This is a genomic window from Sphingobium olei, from assembly GCF_042678845.1.
In the GTDB taxonomy this organism is placed as follows: domain Bacteria; phylum Pseudomonadota; class Alphaproteobacteria; order Sphingomonadales; family Sphingomonadaceae; genus Sphingobium; species Sphingobium olei.
This window is the reverse complement of sequence record NZ_JBHTLS010000102.1, coordinates 1-22,616: the sequence shown is the minus strand read 5'-3', so window position 1 is coordinate 22,616 and position 22,616 is coordinate 1. Positions and strand designations below refer to the sequence as shown.

26 protein-coding genes are annotated in these 22,616 nt (G+C 62.1%); 11 read left to right on the top strand and 15 right to left on the bottom strand.

The genetic code is table 11. The features are described from left to right. Window positions 1-124: 124 nt before the first annotated feature. The 3 genes from ACFQ24_RS06455 to ACFQ24_RS06445 all read right to left on the bottom strand — a co-directional run bounded on the left by ACFQ24_RS06455 (window position 125) and on the right by ACFQ24_RS06445 (window position 2,171). Entirely contained in the window at window positions 125-592 is a 468-nt protein-coding gene (locus tag ACFQ24_RS06455; protein WP_062063556.1) for a hypothetical protein, read from the bottom strand. Window positions 593-675: 83 nt separating this feature from the next. Then, window positions 676-888, bottom strand: coding sequence for a hypothetical protein (locus ACFQ24_RS06450; protein ID WP_062063554.1), 213 nt, complete (start codon window positions 886-888; stop codon window positions 676-678). An 86-nt stretch (window positions 889-974) separates the two neighbouring features. Beyond that, the gene (locus tag ACFQ24_RS06445) at window positions 975-2,171 is read right to left on the bottom strand and encodes a hypothetical protein (RefSeq protein ID WP_062063552.1); all 1,197 of its coding nucleotides are present in this window, start codon (window positions 2,169-2,171) and stop codon (window positions 975-977) included. Between the two features lie 189 nt (window positions 2,172-2,360). On the opposite strand from ACFQ24_RS06445, the gene ACFQ24_RS06440 reads away from it, so the two are divergent. Both ACFQ24_RS06440 and ACFQ24_RS06435 read left to right on the top strand, forming a co-directional pair. After that, window positions 2,361-4,091 carry an ABC transporter ATP-binding protein gene (locus ACFQ24_RS06440; protein ID WP_062063548.1) on the top strand — a complete coding sequence of 577 codons (1,731 nt, stop codon included), beginning with the start codon at window positions 2,361-2,363 and terminating at the stop codon, window positions 4,089-4,091. Continuing rightward, window positions 4,075-4,440, top strand: a complete 366-nt coding sequence (locus ACFQ24_RS06435; RefSeq protein ID WP_380909824.1) for a hypothetical protein — start codon at window positions 4,075-4,077, stop codon at window positions 4,438-4,440. Before ACFQ24_RS06440 ends, ACFQ24_RS06435 begins: the two co-directional genes overlap by 17 nt. Window positions 4,441-4,516: 76 nt before the next feature. Here ACFQ24_RS06435 and ACFQ24_RS06430 read toward each other — a convergent pair whose 3' ends face one another. From ACFQ24_RS06430 to ACFQ24_RS06400, 7 genes are all read right to left on the bottom strand, one after another. After that, window positions 4,517-4,801 carry a hypothetical protein gene (locus ACFQ24_RS06430; protein ID WP_231746412.1) on the bottom strand — a complete coding sequence of 95 codons (285 nt, stop codon included), beginning with the start codon at window positions 4,799-4,801 and terminating at the stop codon, window positions 4,517-4,519. 17 nt (window positions 4,802-4,818) lie between these two features. Beyond that, window positions 4,819-5,850 (bottom strand): deazapurine DNA modification protein DpdA family protein, encoded by a 1,032-nt coding sequence (locus ACFQ24_RS06425; RefSeq protein ID WP_062068509.1) that lies wholly within the window; start codon window positions 5,848-5,850, stop codon window positions 4,819-4,821. 5 nt (window positions 5,851-5,855) lie between these two features. Beyond that, complete coding sequence (locus ACFQ24_RS06420; RefSeq protein WP_062063544.1) at window positions 5,856-6,197, bottom strand: hypothetical protein; 342 nt, start codon at window positions 6,195-6,197, stop codon at window positions 5,856-5,858. Window positions 6,198-6,229: 32 nt separating this feature from the next. Further along, on the bottom strand, window positions 6,230-7,048 hold the full coding sequence (locus tag ACFQ24_RS06415) for an N-6 DNA methylase (RefSeq protein ID WP_062063542.1): 819 nt from the start codon (window positions 7,046-7,048) through the stop codon (window positions 6,230-6,232). A gap of 148 nt (window positions 7,049-7,196) precedes the next feature. Next, window positions 7,197-7,901 carry a hypothetical protein gene (locus ACFQ24_RS06410; protein ID WP_062063540.1) on the bottom strand — a complete coding sequence of 235 codons (705 nt, stop codon included), beginning with the start codon at window positions 7,899-7,901 and terminating at the stop codon, window positions 7,197-7,199. A 43-nt stretch (window positions 7,902-7,944) separates the two neighbouring features. Then, window positions 7,945-8,607, bottom strand: coding sequence for a hypothetical protein (locus tag ACFQ24_RS06405; RefSeq protein WP_062063538.1), 663 nt, complete (start codon window positions 8,605-8,607; stop codon window positions 7,945-7,947). Next, complete coding sequence (locus tag ACFQ24_RS06400; protein ID WP_062063536.1) at window positions 8,600-9,085, bottom strand: hypothetical protein; 486 nt, start codon at window positions 9,083-9,085, stop codon at window positions 8,600-8,602. The genes ACFQ24_RS06405 and ACFQ24_RS06400 overlap by 8 nt, the downstream gene beginning before the upstream one ends. A gap of 168 nt (window positions 9,086-9,253) precedes the next feature. On the opposite strand from ACFQ24_RS06400, the gene ACFQ24_RS06395 reads away from it, so the two are divergent. Further along, window positions 9,254-10,231 carry a MucR family transcriptional regulator gene (locus tag ACFQ24_RS06395; RefSeq protein ID WP_062068507.1) on the top strand — a complete coding sequence of 326 codons (978 nt, stop codon included), beginning with the start codon at window positions 9,254-9,256 and terminating at the stop codon, window positions 10,229-10,231. Window positions 10,232-10,306: 75 nt separating this feature from the next. Here the strand turns inward: ACFQ24_RS06395 and ACFQ24_RS06390 are convergent, their stop codons facing one another. Further along, entirely contained in the window at window positions 10,307-14,587 is a 4,281-nt protein-coding gene (locus tag ACFQ24_RS06390) for a strawberry notch family protein (RefSeq protein WP_062063534.1), read from the bottom strand. 325 nt (window positions 14,588-14,912) lie between these two features. Between ACFQ24_RS06390 and ACFQ24_RS06385 the strand changes: the two genes are divergently transcribed. The 5 genes from ACFQ24_RS06385 (at window position 14,913) to ACFQ24_RS06365 (ending at window position 16,451) form a co-directional block, all read left to right on the top strand. Next, window positions 14,913-15,092, top strand: coding sequence for a hypothetical protein (locus ACFQ24_RS06385; RefSeq protein WP_197413682.1), 180 nt, complete (start codon window positions 14,913-14,915; stop codon window positions 15,090-15,092). Further along, complete coding sequence (locus ACFQ24_RS06380; protein WP_062063532.1) at window positions 15,064-15,297, top strand: ribbon-helix-helix domain-containing protein; 234 nt, start codon at window positions 15,064-15,066, stop codon at window positions 15,295-15,297. The genes ACFQ24_RS06385 and ACFQ24_RS06380 overlap by 29 nt, the downstream gene beginning before the upstream one ends. Continuing rightward, window positions 15,294-15,623 carry a type II toxin-antitoxin system RelE/ParE family toxin gene (locus ACFQ24_RS06375; protein WP_062063530.1) on the top strand — a complete coding sequence of 110 codons (330 nt, stop codon included), beginning with the start codon at window positions 15,294-15,296 and terminating at the stop codon, window positions 15,621-15,623. Before ACFQ24_RS06380 ends, ACFQ24_RS06375 begins: the two co-directional genes overlap by 4 nt. A 128-nt stretch (window positions 15,624-15,751) precedes the next feature. Further along, window positions 15,752-16,111 (top strand): XRE family transcriptional regulator, encoded by a 360-nt coding sequence (locus ACFQ24_RS06370; protein WP_082635119.1) that lies wholly within the window; start codon window positions 15,752-15,754, stop codon window positions 16,109-16,111. 52 nt (window positions 16,112-16,163) lie between these two features. Beyond that, window positions 16,164-16,451 carry a hypothetical protein gene (locus tag ACFQ24_RS06365; RefSeq protein WP_062063528.1) on the top strand — a complete coding sequence of 96 codons (288 nt, stop codon included), beginning with the start codon at window positions 16,164-16,166 and terminating at the stop codon, window positions 16,449-16,451. Between the two features lie 196 nt (window positions 16,452-16,647). On the opposite strand, the gene ACFQ24_RS06360 is transcribed toward ACFQ24_RS06365, so the two are convergent. Both ACFQ24_RS06360 and ACFQ24_RS06355 read right to left on the bottom strand, forming a co-directional pair. Beyond that, window positions 16,648-18,690: a ParB/RepB/Spo0J family partition protein gene (locus ACFQ24_RS06360; RefSeq protein ID WP_062063527.1), complete on the bottom strand. Its 2,043-nt coding sequence runs from the start codon at window positions 18,688-18,690 to the stop codon at window positions 16,648-16,650. 100 nt (window positions 18,691-18,790) lie between these two features. Then, window positions 18,791-18,997, bottom strand: coding sequence for a hypothetical protein (locus tag ACFQ24_RS06355; RefSeq protein WP_062063525.1), 207 nt, complete (start codon window positions 18,995-18,997; stop codon window positions 18,791-18,793). Between the two features lie 625 nt (window positions 18,998-19,622). Here ACFQ24_RS06355 and ACFQ24_RS06350 point away from each other — a divergent pair. Both ACFQ24_RS06350 and ACFQ24_RS06345 read left to right on the top strand, forming a co-directional pair. Continuing rightward, window positions 19,623-20,288, top strand: coding sequence for a UPF0149 family protein (locus tag ACFQ24_RS06350; protein ID WP_062063523.1), 666 nt, complete (start codon window positions 19,623-19,625; stop codon window positions 20,286-20,288). Window positions 20,289-20,478: 190 nt separating this feature from the next. Beyond that, on the top strand, window positions 20,479-20,754 hold the full coding sequence (locus tag ACFQ24_RS06345; protein ID WP_062063521.1) for an HU family DNA-binding protein: 276 nt from the start codon (window positions 20,479-20,481) through the stop codon (window positions 20,752-20,754). Window positions 20,755-20,811: 57 nt separating this feature from the next. On the opposite strand, the gene ACFQ24_RS06340 is transcribed toward ACFQ24_RS06345, so the two are convergent. Together ACFQ24_RS06340 and ACFQ24_RS06335 are read right to left on the bottom strand one after the other, a co-directional pair. Next, a complete protein-coding gene (locus tag ACFQ24_RS06340) occupies window positions 20,812-21,402 on the bottom strand; it encodes a DUF7146 domain-containing protein (RefSeq protein WP_231746408.1) in 591 nt (196 codons plus the stop codon). A gap of 310 nt (window positions 21,403-21,712) precedes the next feature. Further along, a complete protein-coding gene (locus tag ACFQ24_RS06335; RefSeq protein WP_380909827.1) occupies window positions 21,713-21,871 on the bottom strand; it encodes a sigma factor-like helix-turn-helix DNA-binding protein in 159 nt (52 codons plus the stop codon). On the opposite strand from ACFQ24_RS06335, the gene ACFQ24_RS06330 reads away from it, so the two are divergent. Continuing rightward, entirely contained in the window at window positions 21,836-22,129 is a 294-nt protein-coding gene (locus tag ACFQ24_RS06330; protein WP_231746407.1) for a hypothetical protein, read from the top strand. The two genes, ACFQ24_RS06335 and ACFQ24_RS06330, sit on opposite strands and share 36 nt — an antisense overlap. Window positions 22,130-22,616 lie beyond the last annotated feature (487 nt).

Genomic DNA, 22,616 nt, shown 5'->3' with positions numbered 1-22,616 from the left:
TGGCGCCTCATTTGGAAGATCCGGGAAGTCAGCCCAGGCGCGAGCCAGTTGCTCTGCATGATGCTCAGGGCGACCCCGCGCGATCCAGCATCGCGCATCGGCGGGATCGAAGGCTGTCGAGGCTTCAGTCATGGCAGCTGTGGCCGGCCGCGTCATAGCGATCGGGATCGGCCGCCCCAACATGCCATCCGAACATGGCGCCGGCCTGCATGGCTGCGATCGCGGCGGGCGTTACGTTGAAACTGGCGTTGAACGCATCGACGGCGATGAGCGAGGACATCGGCCAATATCCGGTCTCGCCGCGCTTGATGATGATAGTCTTACCGGTGTCCGGATGTGGGCAGGCGCACATGTCTGGAAGCTTTTCCAGATTGGCGAGACGCCGCGCCGCATCGTCGAGGCGAAGCTTCGGCAGGTTCCAGAACCAGGATGGCCCGAAATGATTGCGGATCGTACGAAGCGATGCGCTATCTGGCTCACGCTCGTCGTCGCCGTTCATCCATTTGAGATTGAGCGCGTCTTTCCAGCGCCTGCCATGGCGCGCGCGGAAATCGAGCAGCGCACGCCACATGCGATCGTCGGGTTCCTGCATGATGATTCCCCTGATCGGGACCGGCCACTGCGACGCATGATACGGCGCAGTGGCTGGCTTTTCGGCGTGATCGCAGACCCGCGTCAGGCGGGCCGGACGGTGGCAGTGCGACGCAGATCGGGAATGCGCGCATTGTCGTAGACGCTGTTCACCGACATATGCAGCGCCTGCTGCTGCGCACTGAACCATGTCGCGGCCGGAATCCGATATGTCTCGGTGGCGAAAGGGTCCGACCCGCTGAAAAAGGCTACGTCGACGGTAAACTCCTGGAAGGGAGCAGATTTGTGGGGACGCATGAGAGCATCCTTTCATGAGAAAGGGCATCCTGGCACGGGACCAGGATGCCGGACCGGAAAGGGGAGAAGCGAAAGGAGGTCGGACGTCAGAGCGCCTGTTCGAGGAGCTTTCGGGCCTTGGTTTCCAGTTCGAGGCGGCTGTCCTGATGGGGCTTTGTCCGGGCAAGCGCGGTTATGCCCTGCACGAAATCATAGATGGATTCAGGCGGCCGGCCTTCCTCGGCAAGCACGGTCTGGATGATCTTTGTGGTTTCCGCTTTGGAGAAACCGCGCCTGCGCAGGAAAGGTTCGCGATCTTCCTCCTTGCGCGCGACGATCCGTTCGCGCGCCGCCTTGATGCCGGAGATGAAATGCGACGGCGAGGAGTTCGCAAAATGCTCGAGTGCGGGTGCCGCCTGATGAGCAAAACGGGCGCCGGCGAATTTCGAGTGGCGGATGTTGACCTCCTCGAAATTCTCGACACCCCAAAGGCATCTGTTCGCGCAAACGCCTCGGAGGTAAAAGGTTGCGATGCCGAGGGTTTTCGAGCCGACCTCGCTATTCCAGGCATAGAAGCCGCGGAAATACAGGTCTGGATCACCATTTGGCAGTTTTCCTGCCTCGATCGGATGGGTATCATCGACGAGGAACAGGAAAATATCTCTGTCCGAGGCGTAAAGTGTCGTCGTCTCCCTGGTGATATCCACATGAGGGTTGTAGGTCATACTGCCCCACTGGATGGTACCCGGGACCTTCCATCGCGTATCGCCGACGCCATCACCGGCGAAGGCCATCACCGCCTGGACCAGCTCCCAGTCGAAAATGCGACCATATTCGGAACCGGTTGCAGCCCGCAGTTCGGTCCTGCCATTGTCCGTCTGCAGCAGTTTGACCTGCTCCCCGCGGTGGGTCATGAGCCCGTGCTGCAGGTTGATGCCCGCAAGGGCGGCCGGAAGCTGGCGCAGATAGGAAGCCGGCGCTCCAACCAGGCTCGCCACCTGGCCGAAGGACCAGTTGGTCGGCGCCAGCGGGCGATCATCGCCGGGCGCCATCAGCATCAGGCGTTCGGGATTGTCGCTTTTCGCCTCGACCCGGATCGCGCGGCTTTCGACGATGCGCGTGGTCGCCCGGTCCGCGCGGCCGCGCACAGCATCATAGAGGCTGGTCAGCGAAAGATACTTCTCATCGTCGGGGCGTGAAAACCATTCCGACGATACGCGGCTGCTCATTCGGCCGCGCGAGACATCGATGCGATAGGGGGCGGATACAGGGGGCGCTTCGTTCATGCGGGCAAGGGTCGCCATGGGAACCATCTCCTTGAGAGTGAGGAAGGACGGGACGATCCACGTCTCCCGTCACATTCCCGCCCCTCCCTTCCCTTTCCTTGCGTCTCGCGATCCCGGCTTCGCAACGCCCGGATTTGACGCTAGGATAGAGGCCGCGTTCCAAATCCTCCTTCTGGCTCATCCATTGATCGCCAGGAGGTCCATACAGTGACGACGTTCGGTATATTGGTCCAGCTGATCCGGCTGATGCTGTCGGCGGACCTCGGCGCCAGGCGAAGCCTGATAGAGGCTTTTGCTCTTGAAGCCCTTGTGATCGCGATGGGCGTTGCCGGACCCTATGCGCTCAAGCTGCTGATCGACACGCTGGCGGGACCAGTGGGACCGCCTGTGCAATTGTTGTTGTACATCCTGCTGTTCGTGGGATGCTGGGCGGGTGCCTCCATCCTGGAAACGGCCAGGCTTTCCTGTACCGCGATTATGGTCGATGCACTGGGCCGACGCCTCGCCACCCATGCGCTTGCCGCCGCCCTGCCTCAAATCACCGCGGCGCGCGACAGCCGGAGCGGACGCGTTCCTGGCATGCTGGAGCGATTGCCCTATAGCCTGACGCTGGTCGTGGAAGGATTGATCTGGCGGCTGGGACCCGTCTTCCTGCAGGCTCTCGCCAGTCTCGCGGTGATCGCCAGCCTGATCGAACCGCGCTATGTCCTTATCCTTGGGCTTACGCTTCTGGGATTCCTCGGGGCGACCTGGATGGGTGCGGCACGCCACCGTGTGCATGCCGATGCGACCAATGCGGCTGCATCGCATGTGTCCCGCACGATCGGCGACATCGTCCGCAATGCCCGCCGCGTCATCCTCAACGGCGCCCTCGATCGTGAACTCCTCTATGTGGGCAGGACATTGAGCGCCAGGCGGCACGCCAGCGTGGCCATGTACCGTTCGCTGACCGTCATGGCGTCGCTGCAATTCTGCATTGTCGGCGCCGGGCTTGTGGCCCTGCTGATGCTGGCCGGACTGGACGTCGGCAAAGACCGAATGACGGCAGGCGAATTCGTGCTGCTGCAAACCTACGCCTTTCGGCTGACGGTTCCGCTGAGCGCGCTGGGCTACATCCTGGCGCAGGCGGGCGTCGCGATCGCGAACATCCGCGACGTGCTGGCATTAACGCATGACGATGGCGAGCCGGGTTGCCGGCAGCCCGACCGCTTTGCCGACGCCGATCTCGCCGCCGAAAATGTGAGCTTCAGCTATGGTGATGGCCTGCCCGCTCTCGCCGGGATTTCGCTGCATATCGCATCAGGGCGCTTCGTCGCGATTGTTGGCCCGAATGGTTCAGGCAAATCCACGCTTGCACAAATTCTGGCCGGCGTGCTCGCACCTGCTTCGGGAAAAGTCGAGATTGCAGGGGTTGATATGGCGACGATCCCCTGGGGGAAACGTCATCGCCATATTCTTTATGCGCCGCAGTTCATCGGTCTGTTCAACCGGTCGCTGCGGGAGAACATCCTCTATCCCCCGGCGAACCAGCAGATCAGCGACGTCGAGGAACTGCTTCATGTCTGGCGCTTCCACGAGCCTGGAAGACCGATCGACTTCGATATGGAATTGGGAGAACAGGGCGAGCGCCTGTCGGGAGGCCAGATCCAGAAGCTGGAGCTTGCCCGGTTGGCGGGGGTCGACGTGCCGGTCCTGATACTGGATGAAAGCACATCCGCACTCGATCCGCGCAGCGAGGCAGATGTGATCGCAAGGCTCCGGCGCAGGACAAATAGCGCGACGACGCTCATCATGATCACCCATCGCCTGGCGACAGCCAAGGGCGCCGACCAGGTTCTCTTCATGCAAGGCGGGAAGCTGGTCGGCAGCGGATCGCATGCGGAATTGATGCGGCGATGCGCGTCCTACCCGGCTCTGTGGCATGGGTTGCAAGAGTGAGGTTGGAGGAGAGCATCCCGGCAAGGTTTCCCAAGCTTCGCACATCGGCGTATATGTTCAATGGAAGGGGTTCCCGACGCCGGTAAAGCACAAAGATTATCTGTCCCAGCGACATCGAGCGGTCGTGGCCGCCGCAAAAGCGGCAGGCTTGCTGTCAGGCACAAACATCTCGCTCAGCGCGCGCGTGTCGCGTCAACTCATCGATCGCGCCAAGATACGTAGCGGCGTCGCCTCGACAACCGATCTCGTCGAATATGCACTTGCCAAAGTGGCGCTCGAGGATGATTTCGGGGCAAGGCTGGTAGGCCGGAAGGGGACGATTCCTCCGGACATTGCGCTTGGGGCTTGATCGCATAGCGTCGCTGCGAAGAGTGATGACGGGGCCGCGCCTCAGCTTTTGCTGACCGAAGCTTCGCTTGTTCGCGTCACACCTCGTCCCGCAGAGCGGAATAGACGTCTTCACCATATAGGCGGGCGGTCTGGCAGCTTTCATCCCAGAAATGCGTTCCGGCGCGGAGGCGGGCGGCAAGCCAGAGTCCGGTGTCCAGGGTGCGCCAGGTGCCGATGGCGGTCCACAGTCCGTGCGGAGAATATTCAAACCAGAGCTGGCGACCGAGCTGGCCGCATTTCATCTGGAATGCCCAGCCGCGATGGTAGCGCTCGGCCCTGACCTCGTCCCCCGCAAATAGATCGGGCAGGATGCGTTTCATGCTTTCGCCGTGGCGGATCATTGAGGGCTTGCCGAGGACATAAGCGGTTCGGCCTGAAAGAGATCGGCCGCCCACTGCGCGACCCAGGCGTCAGAAATTTCGTTGTGCGAGAGTTGCCCCTCCTCGATCAGCGCCCGGATTTCGGCGCGTGCCTGCGCGATCGCCCTCTCCCACGGATCGCGCGGTGGGCAGTCATCGGGGCCAAGTGGCAGTTCGCCCTGTATCGGCGTCGGCGCGTCGGCGGACCGCGCATATTGGCGGCGGGCCCATCTTTCCATATGATCGGCAACGAAGGCATCGGTCTTGGAGATGCCGCGCTGGCGCGCCTCGATCCTGCTGGCAATTCCGAAGGCCTGGCTGTCGACTGTCTGGATGCGATGTTCGAGCCCGCGCAGCTTGCTCAAGGCCGTGCCCTTTATGCCGAAGCCATGTACCATTGTCCCTTCGCCCAGAATGCGATCGAGATGCTCAAAAATGGCGATCACGCCGTCACTGCCGCCGACGGACCTGCGGCACATCGAGCCGATCCCGACCAGAGGCACGGCATCGATGATGTCGCCAAGCGCATCGATGCAAAATTCATAGTCGCCCGCAACCCTGCCCTGCACTACGGGCATGAAGCGATGGGCAATGCCGCGGTCGTGCGCGCCGCGCCAGCAATCGCGATTGACCCGGATGGTTCTCGAAATCCGGTCACGCACCTCTTCGCGATCGGGCGCGATCTCAGGTTCGACGCAATAGTCCATGCTGGCGAACCAGCGGAACGGATAGCTTGCTGCGAGATCGAGATATTGTTCGGTCGCCCAAGGATATCCGCGATATTGGGACAAAGCCACGAATCCGGCGGAATCCAATGATAGGTTGGACAATCCGTCGGCATTTTTCAGCAAGTCCATGCGCCATCCCTGCCACTCGGGCCAGCCCTTGCTGCGGTTCCAGCGCGACAGCGCGTTCGCGGAGATGAGGGTCGGCACCTGCATGGCACGGGCGCGGTTCAATATCGGCCCCTCGCGCAGGTGCGGCAGGCCTATCATGATCTCGATCGCCATGGGGCTCAGGCGACGCGCCAGCGGCACCAGCGCTCTGCGGTCTGGCGAGCGGTGAGCAGGCCATGATTTGCGCCGCACCATCTGCGGAAAGAGGGATCGAGAGCAAGAGCAGGGTCGCCGAGCTGCGCGATGACATCCTGGATGAAGGCGTCGGCGGGATCCGTGTTGAGCCCGGCGCGCGCGGCGGTGATGGCAGCCTGAAGCCGCGCCGCCATTTTCTCGGCTTCTTCGAGCGAAATATCTTCGACGGCGCGCATGCCGCCGCGCGGTCCGCAGATGGCCAGCGTTATGACTGTCATCCCGGCCGACGTTCGGCTGAGTGCGGTGATATGGACATGATGGAACATGCCAGTCTCCTGCATTGTGAAATTCTGGATGGTCAGAAAAGGGTCAGTTGCTGTGGCATGGCCGGCGTCGAGGCGCGGGGCTCGCAAAACGGTGGGACCGTATGGCGCATCGGGACTGGCGCAGGTGGCGCTTCGACAGGATGCACATGCGTTTCGCCAGTGGGCTCATGGCGTCGTCGACAGGCGAGCCGGGCGTTCCATCCACCCAGAATATGGGCCGGCGTGTACCAATGCTCGGCTGTCTCGCCCGAAAGGGAGTTTCCGACCATGAGATGCGCCGGCACATGCAGCAGCGAGAGCTGGATATAGGCCATATGAATCGCGCGCGGGTCGATATCGATCGCAGTGACATGAAGATGGCGCTGATAGTTTATCCCGAGATCGCGCATGGCTTCCGCGAGCGCGATGACCATCGACCCCGCGCCGCATGCCGGCTCCATGGCGGTCACGAAGCCATGATCGCCGATGATCGATCTTACGCTTTCCGGATTTCCGATAGTCACCTTAGCCATGAATCGACTGAGCGTATAGGGCGTGAAGAATTGTCCCCTCGCCTTGTTGTGAAGCTCGAGGTCGTGAAACAGGGCGCCCAGTACGTCGCCTGGACCGGCTTCGAGAGCCTGCACCAGTTCAGCGAGGACTTGCGGAAACAGATCGAGCACATCTGGCCGGTAGTGGCCGACAATGTCGAGATAGCGCGCTTCGCGCGGCTCGCGCTGACGCAGATCGACGCTGTTGGCTATGGCGAGCGCCATCGCCTCCATGCAATGACCGAAAACGGTGTAGAGATCGTGGCGCGGCTGGCTGCGGCGGAGAAGCGCTGCCATCGCCTTGAGATAGGGCTCATGCATCGGAACCTCCGGATCGGTGATGAGGGGGAGACGGGAGCGCGCGGGCGGGAGGACCGGCTTCAGAGGTCTTTTGCCACCCCCTTGTCTTTACGGCTGTCCGGGATTGCGGGCGGTCTGCAGAGATCATGCCCTGAAGATGTGGCTCTGCTCAGGCCACAGACTTACGAGTCCACTCGTAGAGCAGGTGATCATCCGGACCATATTCCGAGCCGATGGCGATCCGGATCAGGCGGCCGTCACAGGCAAAAGCCGATGCCCGCGGAAAGCTGAGATAGGAGCGTCCTTCGAGGATCAGATCGCCCGAGCGCACCTTCGTGATCTCGCGGTTCGTTCCAAGCAGGCGATGACCGGCCGGCGCGTCGATCAGTTTCAGCCTGTCACCAGCTTTGACGCGCTTCTTGAACGCCGCCAACGATATCACCGTATCGACCGGATTGCGGTTACCCTGGCGCTTTGCCAGCGCCGCCCAATAGGCCTGGCCTATGCGCACGTCGCAATAGAAACTGCATGACCAGAAGTCTTGCAGCGGATTCGTCCTTGTGAATCCGAACCGTTCCATCTGATCGCGTATCTCGACGATGAAGGCATTCTGCGCGTCGCGGCCAGTCAGGTCGGTCGGGGTATCGAGGATCTCCGCGATGACCTTGCGTCCCCCGGCAAATTTCTCGGTGCGGATCGCGAAGGTGGTTGTGGAAAAATACTCGGCCAGATGGCGTTCGATCCGCGCTGCAAGCGGCAGCAGCGCTTCACCGGCAAGATAGAGGTCGCCTTCATAGTGGAAGTTCCCCCGTTCATCATGTTCGGTCTGGCTATACAGGCGCGCAGAAGCGCCCGGCGCGATGGCGTCGGTCATGATAATGTCCTTGTGCTTGGAGAAAATTCGGGGAGTGGGCCGGTCAGGCTGGCGGCGGTACAGTCAGGGCCTGGCCGTTATCGCCTGCGTCAGCGCGAGCGAGCGCCCACTCGAGATAGCCAAGACGCGTGTCTCCATTCAGAACCTCGGCTGCCCAGTCGACGGACGGGTGGTCGGGGTCGTCGATCCATGGATCGGGCGGGTCCCGCATTGGCATGGGTGCGGATATGGCCAGTCGTCGCGCCAGTTGCTCCTGCGTGGTTTCGAACTCGACATGATCGGCGAATACCGCGCACCATCCTCCCCCGAAGGTGTCGCGACGGGGACGGGAGCAGCTATAGCTCCAGTCGAAACCAATGGGTCTGGCCTTCAAACTCTCCTGGCAACAATGGCGGATGAGTTCGGCGATCGGACCTGGCTGGAAGTCCGTGGTGCCGTAGATCGAGACGACACAGTCTGCATCACCTTCAATTTGGATCTCCGCGCCGAAATCGGGAAAGGCAGGATCATCGAAGATCGCGAGCAGGCCGTTGAATGGATTGCCGAGATCCGTTGGCATGAAGGCGGCCAGAAACGCCGCGCTCGGTTCGCCTGGCGCGAAGTCCCCCAGCAGGTCGGCAGCGTGCTGCCACGCCTCCTCGATCAGGGCGCTTTCGGCGGCCGTGCAAGTGAAAGCGAAGGACCCCTGGACATAGTGATCAGCCATGGACGGTCTCCGAAATAGCCGGATCGCGGGAATCGTCATCGATCAGGACCAGCGGGGGCGGGTTCGTTCGAGCAAGCCGGTATTCCGTTTCGATCGCCTCGATGCTTCCCAATTCCCTGATGCGTTCGATGGGGAAGACTTGCTCATCCTCTTCGGTTGTCAGAACCTGTTTTGGCTCGCCATGGCCCAGGTAGAGTAGCCGAACAGACGGGAAGCTGCCGGGATAGCCGCCGGACCAGCGAACATAGTGAAGACCATGGCGGCGACAGGCATGTTCGATCTCTTCGAAACGACCATGGGCGACGTCATGATCCATCAGCGCAAGGGGCGTATCGATGGGTATATCTATAGGGTTGAACGGCGTGCCATCCCAATCGATAGAAGGATTATCGTTCCCGATAGCCTGGACGAGTTCGGGATATCGGGAGCGGGCAAGCACGCCCCCGATCATGATGTGGGCAGATACGCGGTCGGCCATGCTATGCCTTTCCTGGAAACAAGACCTTCAATCGGTCCCGATCTTGCCCTCTTCCTCCCCTTCCCGTTTTCGGACCGATGCGAGCGCGATGCACGGGGCGCTTGCATGAGCAGCGCATTCCCGCTTAGCTGTCGGACCAACTTCTTTCCCGCAATTAACGCCATCTTCATGGCCTTCCAGTTCAGGGAGTTTACCGTGGCCGACACCGAGCAGCCCGATTTCACCGCCATGACGGTGCAGTTATTGAGCGCCTATTTCTCGAACAATCAGGTGCCGGCGGGCGATATTGCCGGGATCATCGAAGCGACCCGTGACGCCCTGGAACGAAAAGCCACTGTAGAGACGCCGGCAGCGCCCGAATATGCTCCGGCTGTGTCGATCCGCAAAAGCCTGGCTTCGCGGGAGCACATCATCAGCATGCTCGACGGTAAGCCGTACAAGACATTGAAGCGCCACCTGGCGACAAACGGACTGACCCCGGCGGAATATCGCGAACGCTATAATCTTCCCAAGGATTATCCGATGATCGCGCCGGCCTATTCGGAGCATCGACGCGCCGTCGCCGCGCAGATCGGGCTTGGGAGGCGTGTTGGCGCAAAGTCGGCGGCCGAGGCGCCCTCAGTCGAAGCTGCGCCTGTGGTTGACGCCGGCTCGTCAGCGGCGACGGCGGCCGCGCCTGAGATCGCACCGGTCGCTGAAGCTGACCCTGTCCCTGAGAAGAAGTCCCGTCGCGTCCGTGTCAGGGCTGCTCTTGCCGATCTGGGCGGCGAGGCCGGGACCGCTGTACCCGAATCGACGCCGGAGCCGGCAGTTACACCTGCGCAGGGCGAAGAAACCACTGCGAAGGCAAAGCCTGTGGCCAGGAAAGGCGCGGCAAAGAAATCCCCTGTGAAGAAGACGCCTGTGAAGAAGGCGCCGGCGAAGGCAAAGTCCCCGACGCCACCGGTTACGCCTGCGCCTGCGAAGGAAGTTCCAGCCGTGCCGGCTGCGGCGGAACCTGCAAAGCCAGCCTCCAGAAAGAAAGGGCCTGCGAAAGCCGCAGCCGCAGAGGCAACTCCATCCACGAAGCCGAAGGCGCCCCGGCGCCGCGCGACGCCGGTGAAACAGGATGGGGGCGAACCGGAGGTGCCGGCACAGGCGGAATGATGATCTTCGGCGAAGTGGGTGGGAACAAGCCGCACTTCGCCCGTCCGGCGTTTCCCAGACCGCGGGAAGCTTTCATCAGCCGCGCTCGGCGATGATCCTTTCAAGGATGTCCCGCGCCCTTTCCGGCGGCAGGAACAATCTGGTCTTGAAGGCCACAACCTGGCTGAACGCGCCGCAGGCCTTCAGCCAGGTCCGGTCTTCGGGCCGATAGTCGCGGATTTCGAGGCGGGGACTGTCGTTGACGTGAACCCGCACGAGCCTTGCCGTTCCCAGGGCAGGGATCGGAACGCCGGTGCCCGCGCGCGCGCCGGCGATGATTTCTTCAGGACCAAGGGCAATGCCGCCATCGAGCCCGAACTCCCTTTCGAGCCGTTCGATGGCGGCAGGATGGATGATACGTCCCAGGATCGACGTGCCGGCGCCATCGTCGATCCGCCAGACGCGCACATCATCTTCGGGCAGCTTGTTCCAGACGGGCAATAGCAGCCCGGTCGCGAGCGTAATTGTCTCGACCAGAAGATTCTTGCCGGCTTCGGCCGCTTCCTGCTCCCAGAGGAACTGGAATGTGTCGCGCTCGATCTCGCTCCAGTGGCTGGCCGACAGGGCCGCAACCTCCATGCGGGACTGGCCGGTGGGACGAAGAAGATAGCATCGCTCGATCCAGTTGCCCTCTTCGTCCTGCCCCGGCCATGTCGGCACGCGCAGCGCAACACGACCGGAGCGGGCATTGCGAAGCCAGGCGATATCGTCTGCATCCTTGCATTCGATTTGAAGCATGGCCCAGCTGGTGATCGGCGGCCGCCGGTGCAGTTCCAGGCGCAATAGCCGCGTCTCGGCGCCGGTCACGGGATCGGTGCGCAAGAGTTGATCGGACAGCAGGTCCATGCGGTCAGCGCGGATGGTCTCGATACCCAGATCCAGCGTGCCCGCCGTGCGCGCCGCTTCGACGCGATCCTCGACCAGCCCCAGAAACTCCTCGAATATACTATTCTGGGTGGCGATCCGCAGCGCCAGGATGCGGTTGAGCCAGCGATGGATGGGAGGCAGGCGCTCGAGCAATTCCCCGCCCTCGCCGCACAGTTCAAGACCCGTCATCTCCTGAAAGGCTTTGAGCGAAACACTGCGCAGCTTGCCCTCGTAGAGGAGATGGAACCATTGCGTGAGTGCGTCGCGCGCATAGTCCGATTCCAGATTGTCGGATGGATCGAAGAGGTTCTGCGATCCGGTCTGGCGCTGCCCCCTCGTCAAGGCGCCCAATGCTTCGAGACCGCGGATGATAGTGCTGAGGAAGCGGCGCTCGCCCCTGCAATCCGTGGTCAGCGGGCGATAGACAGGCGCGGTCATCTGATTGGTGCGATGACTGCGCCCGAAGCCCTGTACGGCCGAGAGGATGCGGAAGCCCAGCTCGAGAAGAAAATGCGCGCGCCGACGGTGAGCGGTCGGGCAGTTCCGATCGGAATGCATGGACCGGCCCGTGCTGCCCGCGAGCGAAAAGGCGGCGATCGCCTTGCTCCCATTCTGGAAGGCCTGGACTTCGAGGACGTTGGCGCGGGCGCCCCGCCTCTCGATCTTCTGCTTTCCGGTGACATCGGTCACGATGCGCCGCGAGCGCCCGGTGATCTCGGCGACGCGATCGGTTCCGAAATGCGCGATCAGGGCGTCCAGCGCGGTCGGAATCGCGGGAAGCGCGCACAGTTCCTCGATTAGTGCGTCACGAGCAGCGATCGCCTGCCTGCACAGCACCGGATTACCGTCGGCGTCGGTCATCGGTTCGGCGCGCACGGCGCCATCGTCGGCACGAAAGACGCGCATCTGGCGGATGGGAAAGGCGTTCTTCAAATAGTCGATGAGGGTCTCTTTGGGGGAAACCTGAACATCCATCATTGCCCGCTCTTGCGCAGAGAGTTCGGAGAGCCGTCGGTCCATGATGGCCTCGCCCGTGCTTGCGAGTTGCACCAGCACAGCGTTGTCCGATGCCAGTTCCTGTTCGATCGCCTTGATGAGCGAGGGAATTTTCAGGCTCACGAGAAGGCTGGAAAAGAACCTCAGTTTCGCGGACTCAAAGGCGCTTAGCGCAGATCCGCGTGCGCGCGCGTTCTGCGTCTTGCCCGATATCCGGTCGACGATACCGATCTCGGCCAACACGTCGCGAAGTCCGCGGTGAATGATGCTCCAGCTGTCCGCATAGGCGTCGTAAATAGCGATCTGGTCCGGCGTGAGCACATGTTCCAGCGGCTCATATTCCACGCCCGCGAAGCTCAGGGCCCGGGCGGTATAGAGGCCCATCGCCTTGAGATCCCGACAAACGACCTCAAGCGCCGCAATGCCGCCCTCCTCCATCGCCTTCATGAACATGTCGCGCGTGGCAAAGGCCGTGCCGGTGCCCCACAGGCCGAGCCGCACGGCATAGGAGAGGTTCTCGGGCCTGGCCGCGCCGGTGGCGGACATATAGAGGATGCGGGCTCGTGGCAGGGCATTTTGCAACCGAACGCCCGCCAGCCCCTGTTCCGACCCCTGCGCCTTCCCGAAATCCGTTTCCGTTCCGCCGGCATGGGCCATGGCATGGGATTCGTCGAAGACGATCACGCCGGCAAAGTCCTCGCCGGTCCAGTCCAGCAATTGCTGCAGGCGCGATGCAGCGTCATGGCGGGCGGAGCGCAGGGCGGCATAGGTCAGGAAGACGATGCCGCTTTCCATTGTGATCGGTTTACCGAGAGGGAAATTTGCGATCGGCTGGATATCGATGGCGAGACCGCCCAATGCCGTCCAGTCGCGCCGTGCGTCCTCGATGAGGTCGGCCATGGAAATCCAGATCGCGCGGCGATTGCCGCGGTTCCACTGGTCGAGAATGATACCGGCCGCCTCGCGGCCCTTTCCGACCCCGGTGCCATCGGCGATGAAGAAGCCGGTGCGATAGGGTTGGCCATCCCTGTCCTCGATCAGTCGATCGCCCGCAAGATTGGCCGAGAAACGTCCAGTAAGATCGCGCTCATGCGCTTCGCCCGCATAGATGATGGTTTCGAGTTGCGCCTCCGACAGAGCCCTGATCGCCCGGTCCTGGAGTATCGGCTGATAGCGCGGTACCGGAAGCGACACCGAAGCCATGGCGATGGATTCAACCAGGTCATCGGGATGCCGGGAAGCATTTTCGATGGCGATGCGCGCGAGGCGCCAGGCGGAATAAATGCCCACGGTCTCGCCAGGCGCAAGCGGCGTCTGGTGCGCGGCATAGCTGATCGGTCGCGCCTCATCTGCTGTGGCGGCGATCCGCGAGGGTGGCGCGAGCCTTTGGCCATTCATGCGCGCAAAGAGCAAGGCGGGGGATGGGGCGGCGAGGACAAGTGGGCGGGGCGTAGCGGCGGCCGGCGGCGGGGCAAGCGGCGGCGGTTCCATGGGATCGAGCCGATCAGGCATGGCAAGCACGAGGCGCAGCGCAGCGTCGATATCACTGGCGAAATGGCGCTCGGGCGTGCCGGTCCATCCCTTGTCGAAGACCAGCAACCTTACATCGATCCCCGTGCCATGTTTGGCGTAGGGACTGCCCGAAATGGTAAGTTCGACGCGGGGCGGCACAAGTTCGGCGACGGCATTATAGCCAAGTGCTGCCGAGCCCTCGGGTGAGAAGCTGGTCGGCATGATGGCCACGCATCGCCCGCCCGGCGCGAGGCAGGCGAGAGCCGCGCGCAGATGGCGCGCGCCGGCATGGCGGTCGATCCCGCGTCCATTGCTGCGGCTGAAGGGCGGGTTGATCAGCACCAGCGTCGGCGGCCGCTCGCTGATCAGCAGATCATGGATATGTTCGCCATCATGGCGGGTGACAATCTGGCCGAGATTCTGGGACAGGAGGGCGGCACGGGCGGGATCATGTTCGTTGAGAAGCAGATGTGCGCCCGCCCGCAGGCCATGGACCGCCAGCATGCCGGTGCCGGCCGAGGGTTCGAGCAGCATATCGTCCGGTCCGCAGCACGCCGCCATGGCCACGAGCCAGGCCAGGGTGATCGGCGTGCTGAACTGCTGGAGGTCGATCTGCTTTTCCGAACGGTAGGTCTGGGTCGGCAAGCCGCGCTCGAACTGCCGCAGGCGTTCGAAAATGTCGGCCGGCGTGCCGCCCAGGAGCGGGTTCTGCGGATCGGCGAGAAGCAGGACCTGGGCGGTTTCCAATGCGTCATAGGCGTCGCGCATTGACCAGAGGCCGCCGGCATCGTCACCGCCATAAGCCTCGGTCATCAATCGCTTGAGGCCCTGGCGACTGACGGAAGCGCCGCTGTGCAAGCGGTGGCAAAGAGAGCGGGCGACGTCGGACAGGCATGCAGCGCTGTCTCGGGTCTGCGACAAGGCAAGCTGGGGCAAGTTCATGGGCACCTCTTGGGACAACAGGACAATCCTCTTGTCCCCTTCCCGCTCTCCTCCGTCGGGGTGCATCGATTCTCGTGATCGGATACTCGATGGCGATTTGGGCGAGTTTCAAGGGCGCGCACGTCCTGTAGAGGCGCGTGGGCGAAGGCAGCTTCGCCGCAGCTCGACTGATGTGTGGAATGAGGAACGGTGGCCAGGGCCGCCCCTGTGGTACGGACGACGGCGCGCAACAAATGCATGCTCGCATTGCCCGACCTATTGCTGATCCCAACCTTGAAGGGACGCGCGAATTGGATCAAATCAGCCTCATAAGGAGTGCTGGTTCATGCGGAGGACCGAACAGCTCAGCGTGGTGCTGCCGAACGACATGCCGGCGCAGGTCCGTGCCAGGGTGGCGCCGGGCGCATATGCCAGCGAGACCGACTGGTTGTTGCGACCATCTTGCCAAATTTTGCCAAACGAGCTATATAGCCGATATGAGCACGATGAACATTTCGTTGCCTGACACCCTCAAGGCCTTCGTCGACGAACAAGTCGTAGGGCGCGGGTATGGTACGAGCAGCGAATATGTGCGCGAGTTGATCCGCAAGGATCAGGACCGCCAACGGCTGCGAGGATTGTTGCTCGACGGCGCAGAATCGGCGCCGGGCGCCCCGGCGGATGACGACTATTTCGAGGGGCTACGCGCGCGGGCTCGCCGCGCTGCATGACCGTCAAGCGGGTCGTTCCCCGCGACAAGGCTCATCGCGACGTCGAAGACGCCATCGACCATTATGCGCGCGAGGCCGGGCCGGATATCGCACTCAGCTTCGTAACAGCACTCGAAGGGGCCTATCGCGTAGTCGCGGAACATCCCGGCATCGGCTCGCCGCGCTACGCGCATGAGCTGGCCCTGCCGGGGCTGCGGCATCGCCGCCTCGCACGCTTTCCGTGGCTGGTCTTCTATATCGAGCGGGACGACCAAATCGATGTGTGGCGCGTGCTCGACGCGCGCCGCGACCTTCCGGCCTGGCTCGACGATCCCAACGATCATTAGTCGGCCGCGCGAGATCCTATGGGATAACGCTCGGGGTGCGTCGTTTCTCGGTCGGGGCAAATCCTAAGATGGAGACAGTCTGTGGGCAGATCAGAAAGGAGGTCAAGCATGACAAAGACGCTTGACGAATTTCGTGCACATTCACGCCCGCACAGCGCGAGACGATCGACGCTCGTGCCGCCGAATTGATCGCGGAAGAAATGACGCTGCGCGATCTGCGGCAGGCAAGGAAGCTGACCCAAGACCGGATAGCGGAGATGCTCGGCCTGGAGCAGGAGAATGTCTCACGGCTTGAGAGGCGAACGGATCTCCTGCTCTCGACGCTCACAAGCTACGTTGCCGCGATGGGCGGCAATCTGAAGCTCGTGGCCGAATTTCCCGATCGCCCTCCGGTGACCCTCGCCAATTATTCCGATCTTGCCGATGGCCACCTGCCGAAGCGGCGGTGCCGACGTAGCAGGGAAACTGGTGCGACGGCCGGGCACTGATCGCTCTCCCGCTCACCCCTCGCTCCAATATCCGGACCGCTCAAGTGCAGGCGTGGAAGTCGGCGATCGAAGCGCGAGCTGGTTCGAGAAATGGGCCAATATATCGACTATCGTCGCTGTGCGCGGTCCCGACGATGAGCCAAGCCGGGTAACCGTCGGCATAGGCTTTCGACAGGACAGGATGTTCATCGAGATTGATGAAGAGGGTCAATGGACCGAATTCTGTGCTGTCGCACGCGACCAATTTCCTCTGGTAGCCCCGTTCGCTGAGTTGCGGGAAGCATTGGCGGAGCCGGGGATGCTGTTCCTGCATTGGGAAACAGGAGAATCGCAGCAGTAGCCGAGACAGAGCATATACGCTCTGTTCGAGGGCGAATTGTCACCGTCATCATGCTGGACTTCGCGCAGACGCGGGGACAAATTTCGGACTGGTCGCGTTGGAGTTGGTGCCCGAATGCCGCCATTTCGGCGTCTGGCACGCTAGTTCAACCTCGAAGCCAGGGGGACAGGCTTGTAGCCCATCCCCCCGGTCCCGATCAGGCAGCCTGGGAGATCTGATCGTCGTTATCGGCATCGACGATCCCGGCGGGTGACGTGTCGTGATCGTCGTGCGTCTCTTCCGGCTCGCCAGCGATTTCAGCCGGACCAAAGCGCATGGCTTCCGGGAGCCATGCAAGCGCTCGTTCCTTGATCTCGGGTTCGATGATGACGTCGCCTCCGAAAAGCCGCTCGGCCGAAGCCGAAAGATCGTGCTTCTTGGAACCGGCGTAGCGGGATTGCAGCTCCAGTCCACCGATCTCCTGGAACAGGCTGAGAATGGCAGGCTTCGTCAGCTTGTCGAAGTAGGTGAGCGCGGTCGGGCGCCACCAGGCCGCGACATCGATTCCGAGCTTCGTTCCCAGATGATCGAGGAAGGTCGCTTCGCGGCGGCCGATCGGGACGGCCTGCAGCGTGCGCGCGATCGCCCAGCCGAGCCAGGCCGCGCGCGCTTCATCGGGGAGTCCGCAGAAGGCGTCGTAGCGATCCGCGATGGCCTGGTGGTTGACCCAGCTTCGGTCGAGCGCCTCATCGAGCTTCGTCCATTCCCCCGCAGCGGCCGTCTCGGGCTTGAAGTCCGCGAGGAGACGGGCGGGAGCCGAGGCGCGCAGATCGCTCGGAATGTCGAAGGACGAGAAACGGCATTCGCAGTCCACCATGATGAAGGTGCCCAGATCCAGCGCGAATGCGGGATTGCTGGCGACATGGACCGCCAGCAGTTCGGTCTTCATCATCGCCAGCATTTCGCGCAGGCGCTGGCTCATCACCGGGCCACTGTTTCGCGCTTCGTCCTCACCGGCCTCGTCTGCGGTGACTTCACCGTCGGCTTCGTCATCCTCGAGGCTTGCCTCCTCGTCTTCTTCACCCTCATCGTCGGTTGCGACGGGCGCGACGAACAATTCCTGGTGAATATGCGGCTGGCCGTCCGGCCCGATCACGAGATAGGCCAGCGCACTCGCCTTCTGCTCGGCATCGACGACGGGCTCACGTTCGACGATGGAAGAGAGTTCGGTCTGGAGGGCGTTATAGCGATTCTGGTCCTCTTCATCCGGCTCATAGTCTTCATGCTCAAGTTCGGTTTCCAGTTCGGCCAGTTCATCCTCGATTTCAAGCTTGCGCTGTTCCTGTTCCTCGCTGAGCGCGGGCGCCTCCACCGGCAGCGGCGTCAGGGCGTAGGTATCCATATAGGGGACGCGCGTGTTGGCGACGGGACGGACCTCGGCAAAGCCTTCGCGCTCGCGCAGGATGTCCGCTTCAGCGGCGAGTTTCATCATGGCGAGTTCATCGACGATATGGGTGTCGATCCAGCGTTCGTCGTCCGCGTTCGAATAGAGGTCGGCGTCCTCGATCCGCCCGCCGGCGGCCGCGTAAGCATCACGGCCGACCAGCAAGACGCGGGGGTCATTTCCCCGATAGCTATAGTCCTTGATGCGCCGGCGGATCTCACTGACGGAATGGCCGCAGTAGCTGTCCGAGAGCATGTCCCAGATCGCTTTCTGGCGCGCGCTGTCAGCCGTGGTGCAATAGGCCTTGGCGACGTCGAGCGTGATCTCGCCATTCTCAAGTGCCTCGAAGATCGGCTCGGCAAGGTTGGCGAGACGAAGACGGCCCATCACGAAGCGTTCGGTAAGCCCGAACCGCTTGGCGACGTCGGCCGCCGTCTTGCCCTCGACCTCGATGATATCCCTGAAAGCGCGGCATTCTTCGCCCGGCCCCATCGGAAGCCGTTCGAAATTTTCAACGAGGCTGACTTCGCGGCCATCCTTGGCGTTGTCGAGAACCAGGACCGGGATTGCGTGATCGGCCGGCAGGCTTCCTTTTTCGATCAGGCGATGCACGGCATCAAGGCGGCGACCACCGGCGGTGATCCGGTAATGGCCCTTCTTGCGCGAAACCGGCACACCGACCAGATTCTGAATGAGACCATGGGCAAGAATGCTGGCTTCCAGTTCCGCGTCCGCCTCAGCGTCGCTGCGGGTCCGGACATTGACGGGTGACTTGGTGAGATTGGCAGCGGGTACGGGAATGGGAGTCTGGGACATGGGTTTCTCCATTGATGCGGCTCGCTCATCGAACCGTCCATTTCCTCACCCTTCCCTCTTGCGGCGCCGTGCCGCGAGGGCGTGAGACAAGGTGCCGACGTTAGGGATCGTCAGCGATGGAATGGCCATTGCGCTCGTGGCTGCGAAAAGGTTTGCACATTTGGGTGGTTGTCACGCCGCGCGCGGCATTTGCTCGAGCACAGGTGTAGCTGACGATGTCAGCATAGCGGATAGTCTCGGTGGCCCAGCCGCCGTTGTTCAGCAGATCCGCCGTGATCTCGATGCGTCCGTGCAGGTCGAACGCCATCGGCCGTGGCGGCATGCCAGGTCCAGTTGCTGGGCGAGTTCAAGCGCGCTGCTGCCAGGAACATAAAAGCGCGCGAATTTCGGCGGCTTCTGGTCGACTATGTAGCTGGACCATGCGTCGACCAGGGCCTTGACTGAACGCAGGCGCTGCATTTTGGAGGGGCCGGCGCCCTGCTAGCGTCCCGCTCGCATCGATCAGACCAGCCAGCAATTCGCTTTCTTCAGCCTCATATTTCATCATATTTTATGCCCAGTAAATATGGGTCTTTTATCGAATATTCGACGATATGCCCAAATCCAGTGATCAGGAAATTTGAGAGTGAGGCAATGCGCAGTTCCGGTGCTGGTCCTCGCGTCACAGCCGCTGATGCTGCCATGGATGGCCGGCAGGGAGGACCGTCAGACGATTGGTGTTCGAGTTCCAGGTATAGCGCGGCATTCAGGGAGACTGGCAACATGATCGGGAACCATAATCGTCCCCGCGCACCGGCATTTCGATCGCTCCGGCTGCACCCGTGGGAGGATTGGTCATTCTCGTTTTCGCATTTCCACGAGCCGGCGTCCGGTCTCGACTGTGAGACAGTTCGGAACCATGACGGCGGGGTTTTGGCAGGTTAGATTGGGAAATGGCTTCTTCATTCGATTATCTCGATGAACTCGATCGGTTGCTGCTCGCCCAGGGTGATGATTGCATGCTGCTCACGCAGCTCGACGGCTTCCTGACCGGGATCATCGTCAGCCCGATACTGATCTCCCCCAGCCAATGGTTAACGGCGATATGGGCGGGGGAAGATGGCGCGGGCATTCCTACATTCGCCGACGCGGGCGGGATGCAGCATTTTGTCGATCTGGTGATGCATCACTATCACGAGATTCTTGCATCGCTCGCACACGCTGGTGAATTCGAGCCGGTACTGGAAATCGATACGCGAAGCGATGAAACACTTTGGGAGATGTGGATCGAAGGCTTCGGTCAGGCGATGGAGCTTGCGCCTGCAGGATGGCTGCGAGTGCTGGCCGATGACGACGCCGGTTGTACAGCGGCGATCGAGGGTATCCGGACATTGCGCGCTTTCGCCGATGGAACCAGGACATTTACACGTGCCGAGGAGGATCGGTGGGATGCGCAGGCGCCTGATCTGATCCCGATCTGGGTGGAGATGTTGCATCAGTGGCGGCTGGAGAATGATCCGCATCGGCCTACCGGATCCAAGCGCCAGAAGATTGGCCGAAACGACCCATGTCCGTGCGGGTCGGGACGCAAGTACAAGAAATGTTGTGGCCTGCAGTGAGCGGGCAAGGGTTTACTACCGTGTGACAAGTCCAACACTGAGGGTTCGCCTGGGCGTCTCCACCTCGATAAGCAGGAATGATCGAACTGCCCGCTGATCGCGCTCGACAGGCTCTGCCGTTTGGCTCGTGACGGCAGGTGGGCGCAGCGCTATGAACGCGAGCTTCGCAATTATCAGGAGGATGATGGTTATGAATAATTCTGAATTGGCAGAAACGGTTGGGGCCGCTCATGGATTGAGCAAGGCCGATGCGCGCAAGCTTGTCGACGCGGTCTTTGAATCGATCACCGACGCTGCCGCCCAAGGGCAAGAGATCGCGCTGAACGGCTTCGGCAAGTTCAAGATCAAGGATGTACCGGCCCGCGACGGCCGCAACCCGGCGACGGGCGAGACCATTTCGATCAAGGCTTCGAAGAAGCTGACGTTCACGCCCGCCAAGGCGGTCAAGGATCGCCTGAACGGCTGATCGGCGTCGCTGCCCTGGTCCGGCATGGGCGGGACGGTATCCCCTCGCCCATCGCCATCAGGCAGCGCGTGGTAAGGTTTGCAGCACATCCGCCCAATCATTGTTCGGCAGCGGCGGCCACGGGCTGACGATCTCCAGACCAGGGCGGTCATAAGCGAGACGGGCACGCTGGTTGGCCTTCCAGCCGGCCTCATCCCTGTCGAACAGCAGGACCAGCCGTTCCAGCTGATCGGGTAGCAGGATATGGCCGGCCCGCTCAGTCCCGAGAATCGCCCAGACCGGAATGCGGTGCAGTCGCATCGCGGCGAGCGCTGTTTCTATACCTTCGGCAAGGCCAAGGACTGGCCCGGCGGGCATGAGCTGGACCGCGCCGCGACCGGGACGACCGAGCATCATGCGTGGTTCGGCAAGATCGCCTGCGCGGGTGGCGGTCACGGAATCGAGGAAGGTGCGGTGGATAGCGACGATCCGGTGCCGTTCGCGCACGGCGGCGATCATTGCCGGACGGAATACCGCGGCACGGCCTCTTCCCAGCGGCGTGCGCGCATTGTAGCGCAGATCATGCCAGGGCGGCGTTAGCAGGCGATTGCTGAGGTACATTTCAGCGGGTGTCGTGGCGAGAGAGGTGGATGCGTCCCATGTCCGCAAGGCCGGCCCTGTTCCCGTTTGAACGAATCGGGATTCTTTCGATGGGACTGGTATGGGGCCATCCGCAAGCGGGAAGCGCAGACGCCGGATCGCTCGCAAGACGTCCAGCGTGTCGCAGCCCGCGAAGCATTTGAACAGCAACGCGCGTCTGCCGACCCGGATCGAAAGGCTGGGGCTATGGTCATCATGGGCCGGGCATAGGCATAGCCCCCGATCCTTATGCCACGTCCCCTTTAGCCGTCGGCACAGGCTTGCCCCCTGGAATTCCAGGTCGGGAGATGTCATCGTTCTGGCTGTCCTATCAGACCAATCAGTATGACTCGTCAAACGGCGCCGAGAGCGCCACAAGGGCCGCGGCCAACTCGTCCTGGACCTCCGCCAGTTCCAAATTGAGCCGGAGTGCTATCGCAGGGTAGGGAAGCCCCTCAACGCAATGAGCGAGGAAAACCGCACGGGTACGGGGCGGCAACTGCGCAAGCGCTTTGCGGAGCTTCGTCGTTCGCAAGGCATCGCAGGTCAGCAAGGCTTCCTGCTCGACCCAGATCCACCCCCTGACCCACACACCTTCGGCGGTTTCCTCAATCTGCGCTTCATCCGCATCGATACGCAGCAGGGGGGCGCCTTCAAGCCTGGCTCTGGCAATCCCGATTGCCGGATGCGAAAGGCCGCCCAAGTGATCCGCAACAGTATCGAGATGGCCAGGCAGATCGGCGCGGCGACACCGTGATCCCAGCCAGCCTTTGTTCAAGAGATATGCCGAAAGGTGCTGGAGCAGGGAATGGTTTTTAAAATAGCGCATGGGGCCGGTTCCTCTCGGATATTCCTCGCCTACCCCCATCCTTCTCCTTTCCCGAGAAATGATCGAATCTGCCGCAGCGTTTGGCAGGAATTGTTTCCAGGGACGTCATGACGAACGGTTCTTGACTACCAGGCTCGGCGTTGCGAACGACAGCTGCAACGGCGCCTATGCCCCCGTTTCCTTGCAGACGCGTTTGACCTGCTGGCGTGCCCCTCCTCGACCGGGAGGCAAGCCGGCGCGCGGGCACAGGGTCAAGAACATGTTGGGATTGCGTCTACGGCAATCTGTTTGTCAATCGGCGTCCAAACGGGACCCCCGATCGGCGCGCAAAAGGGACCCCCTTTCGAGTATGGCACGACGGTCGAGGAACGCTCCTTGCGCTGCGCGTGGCGTAGGGAGGGCGGAGCCCGACCGG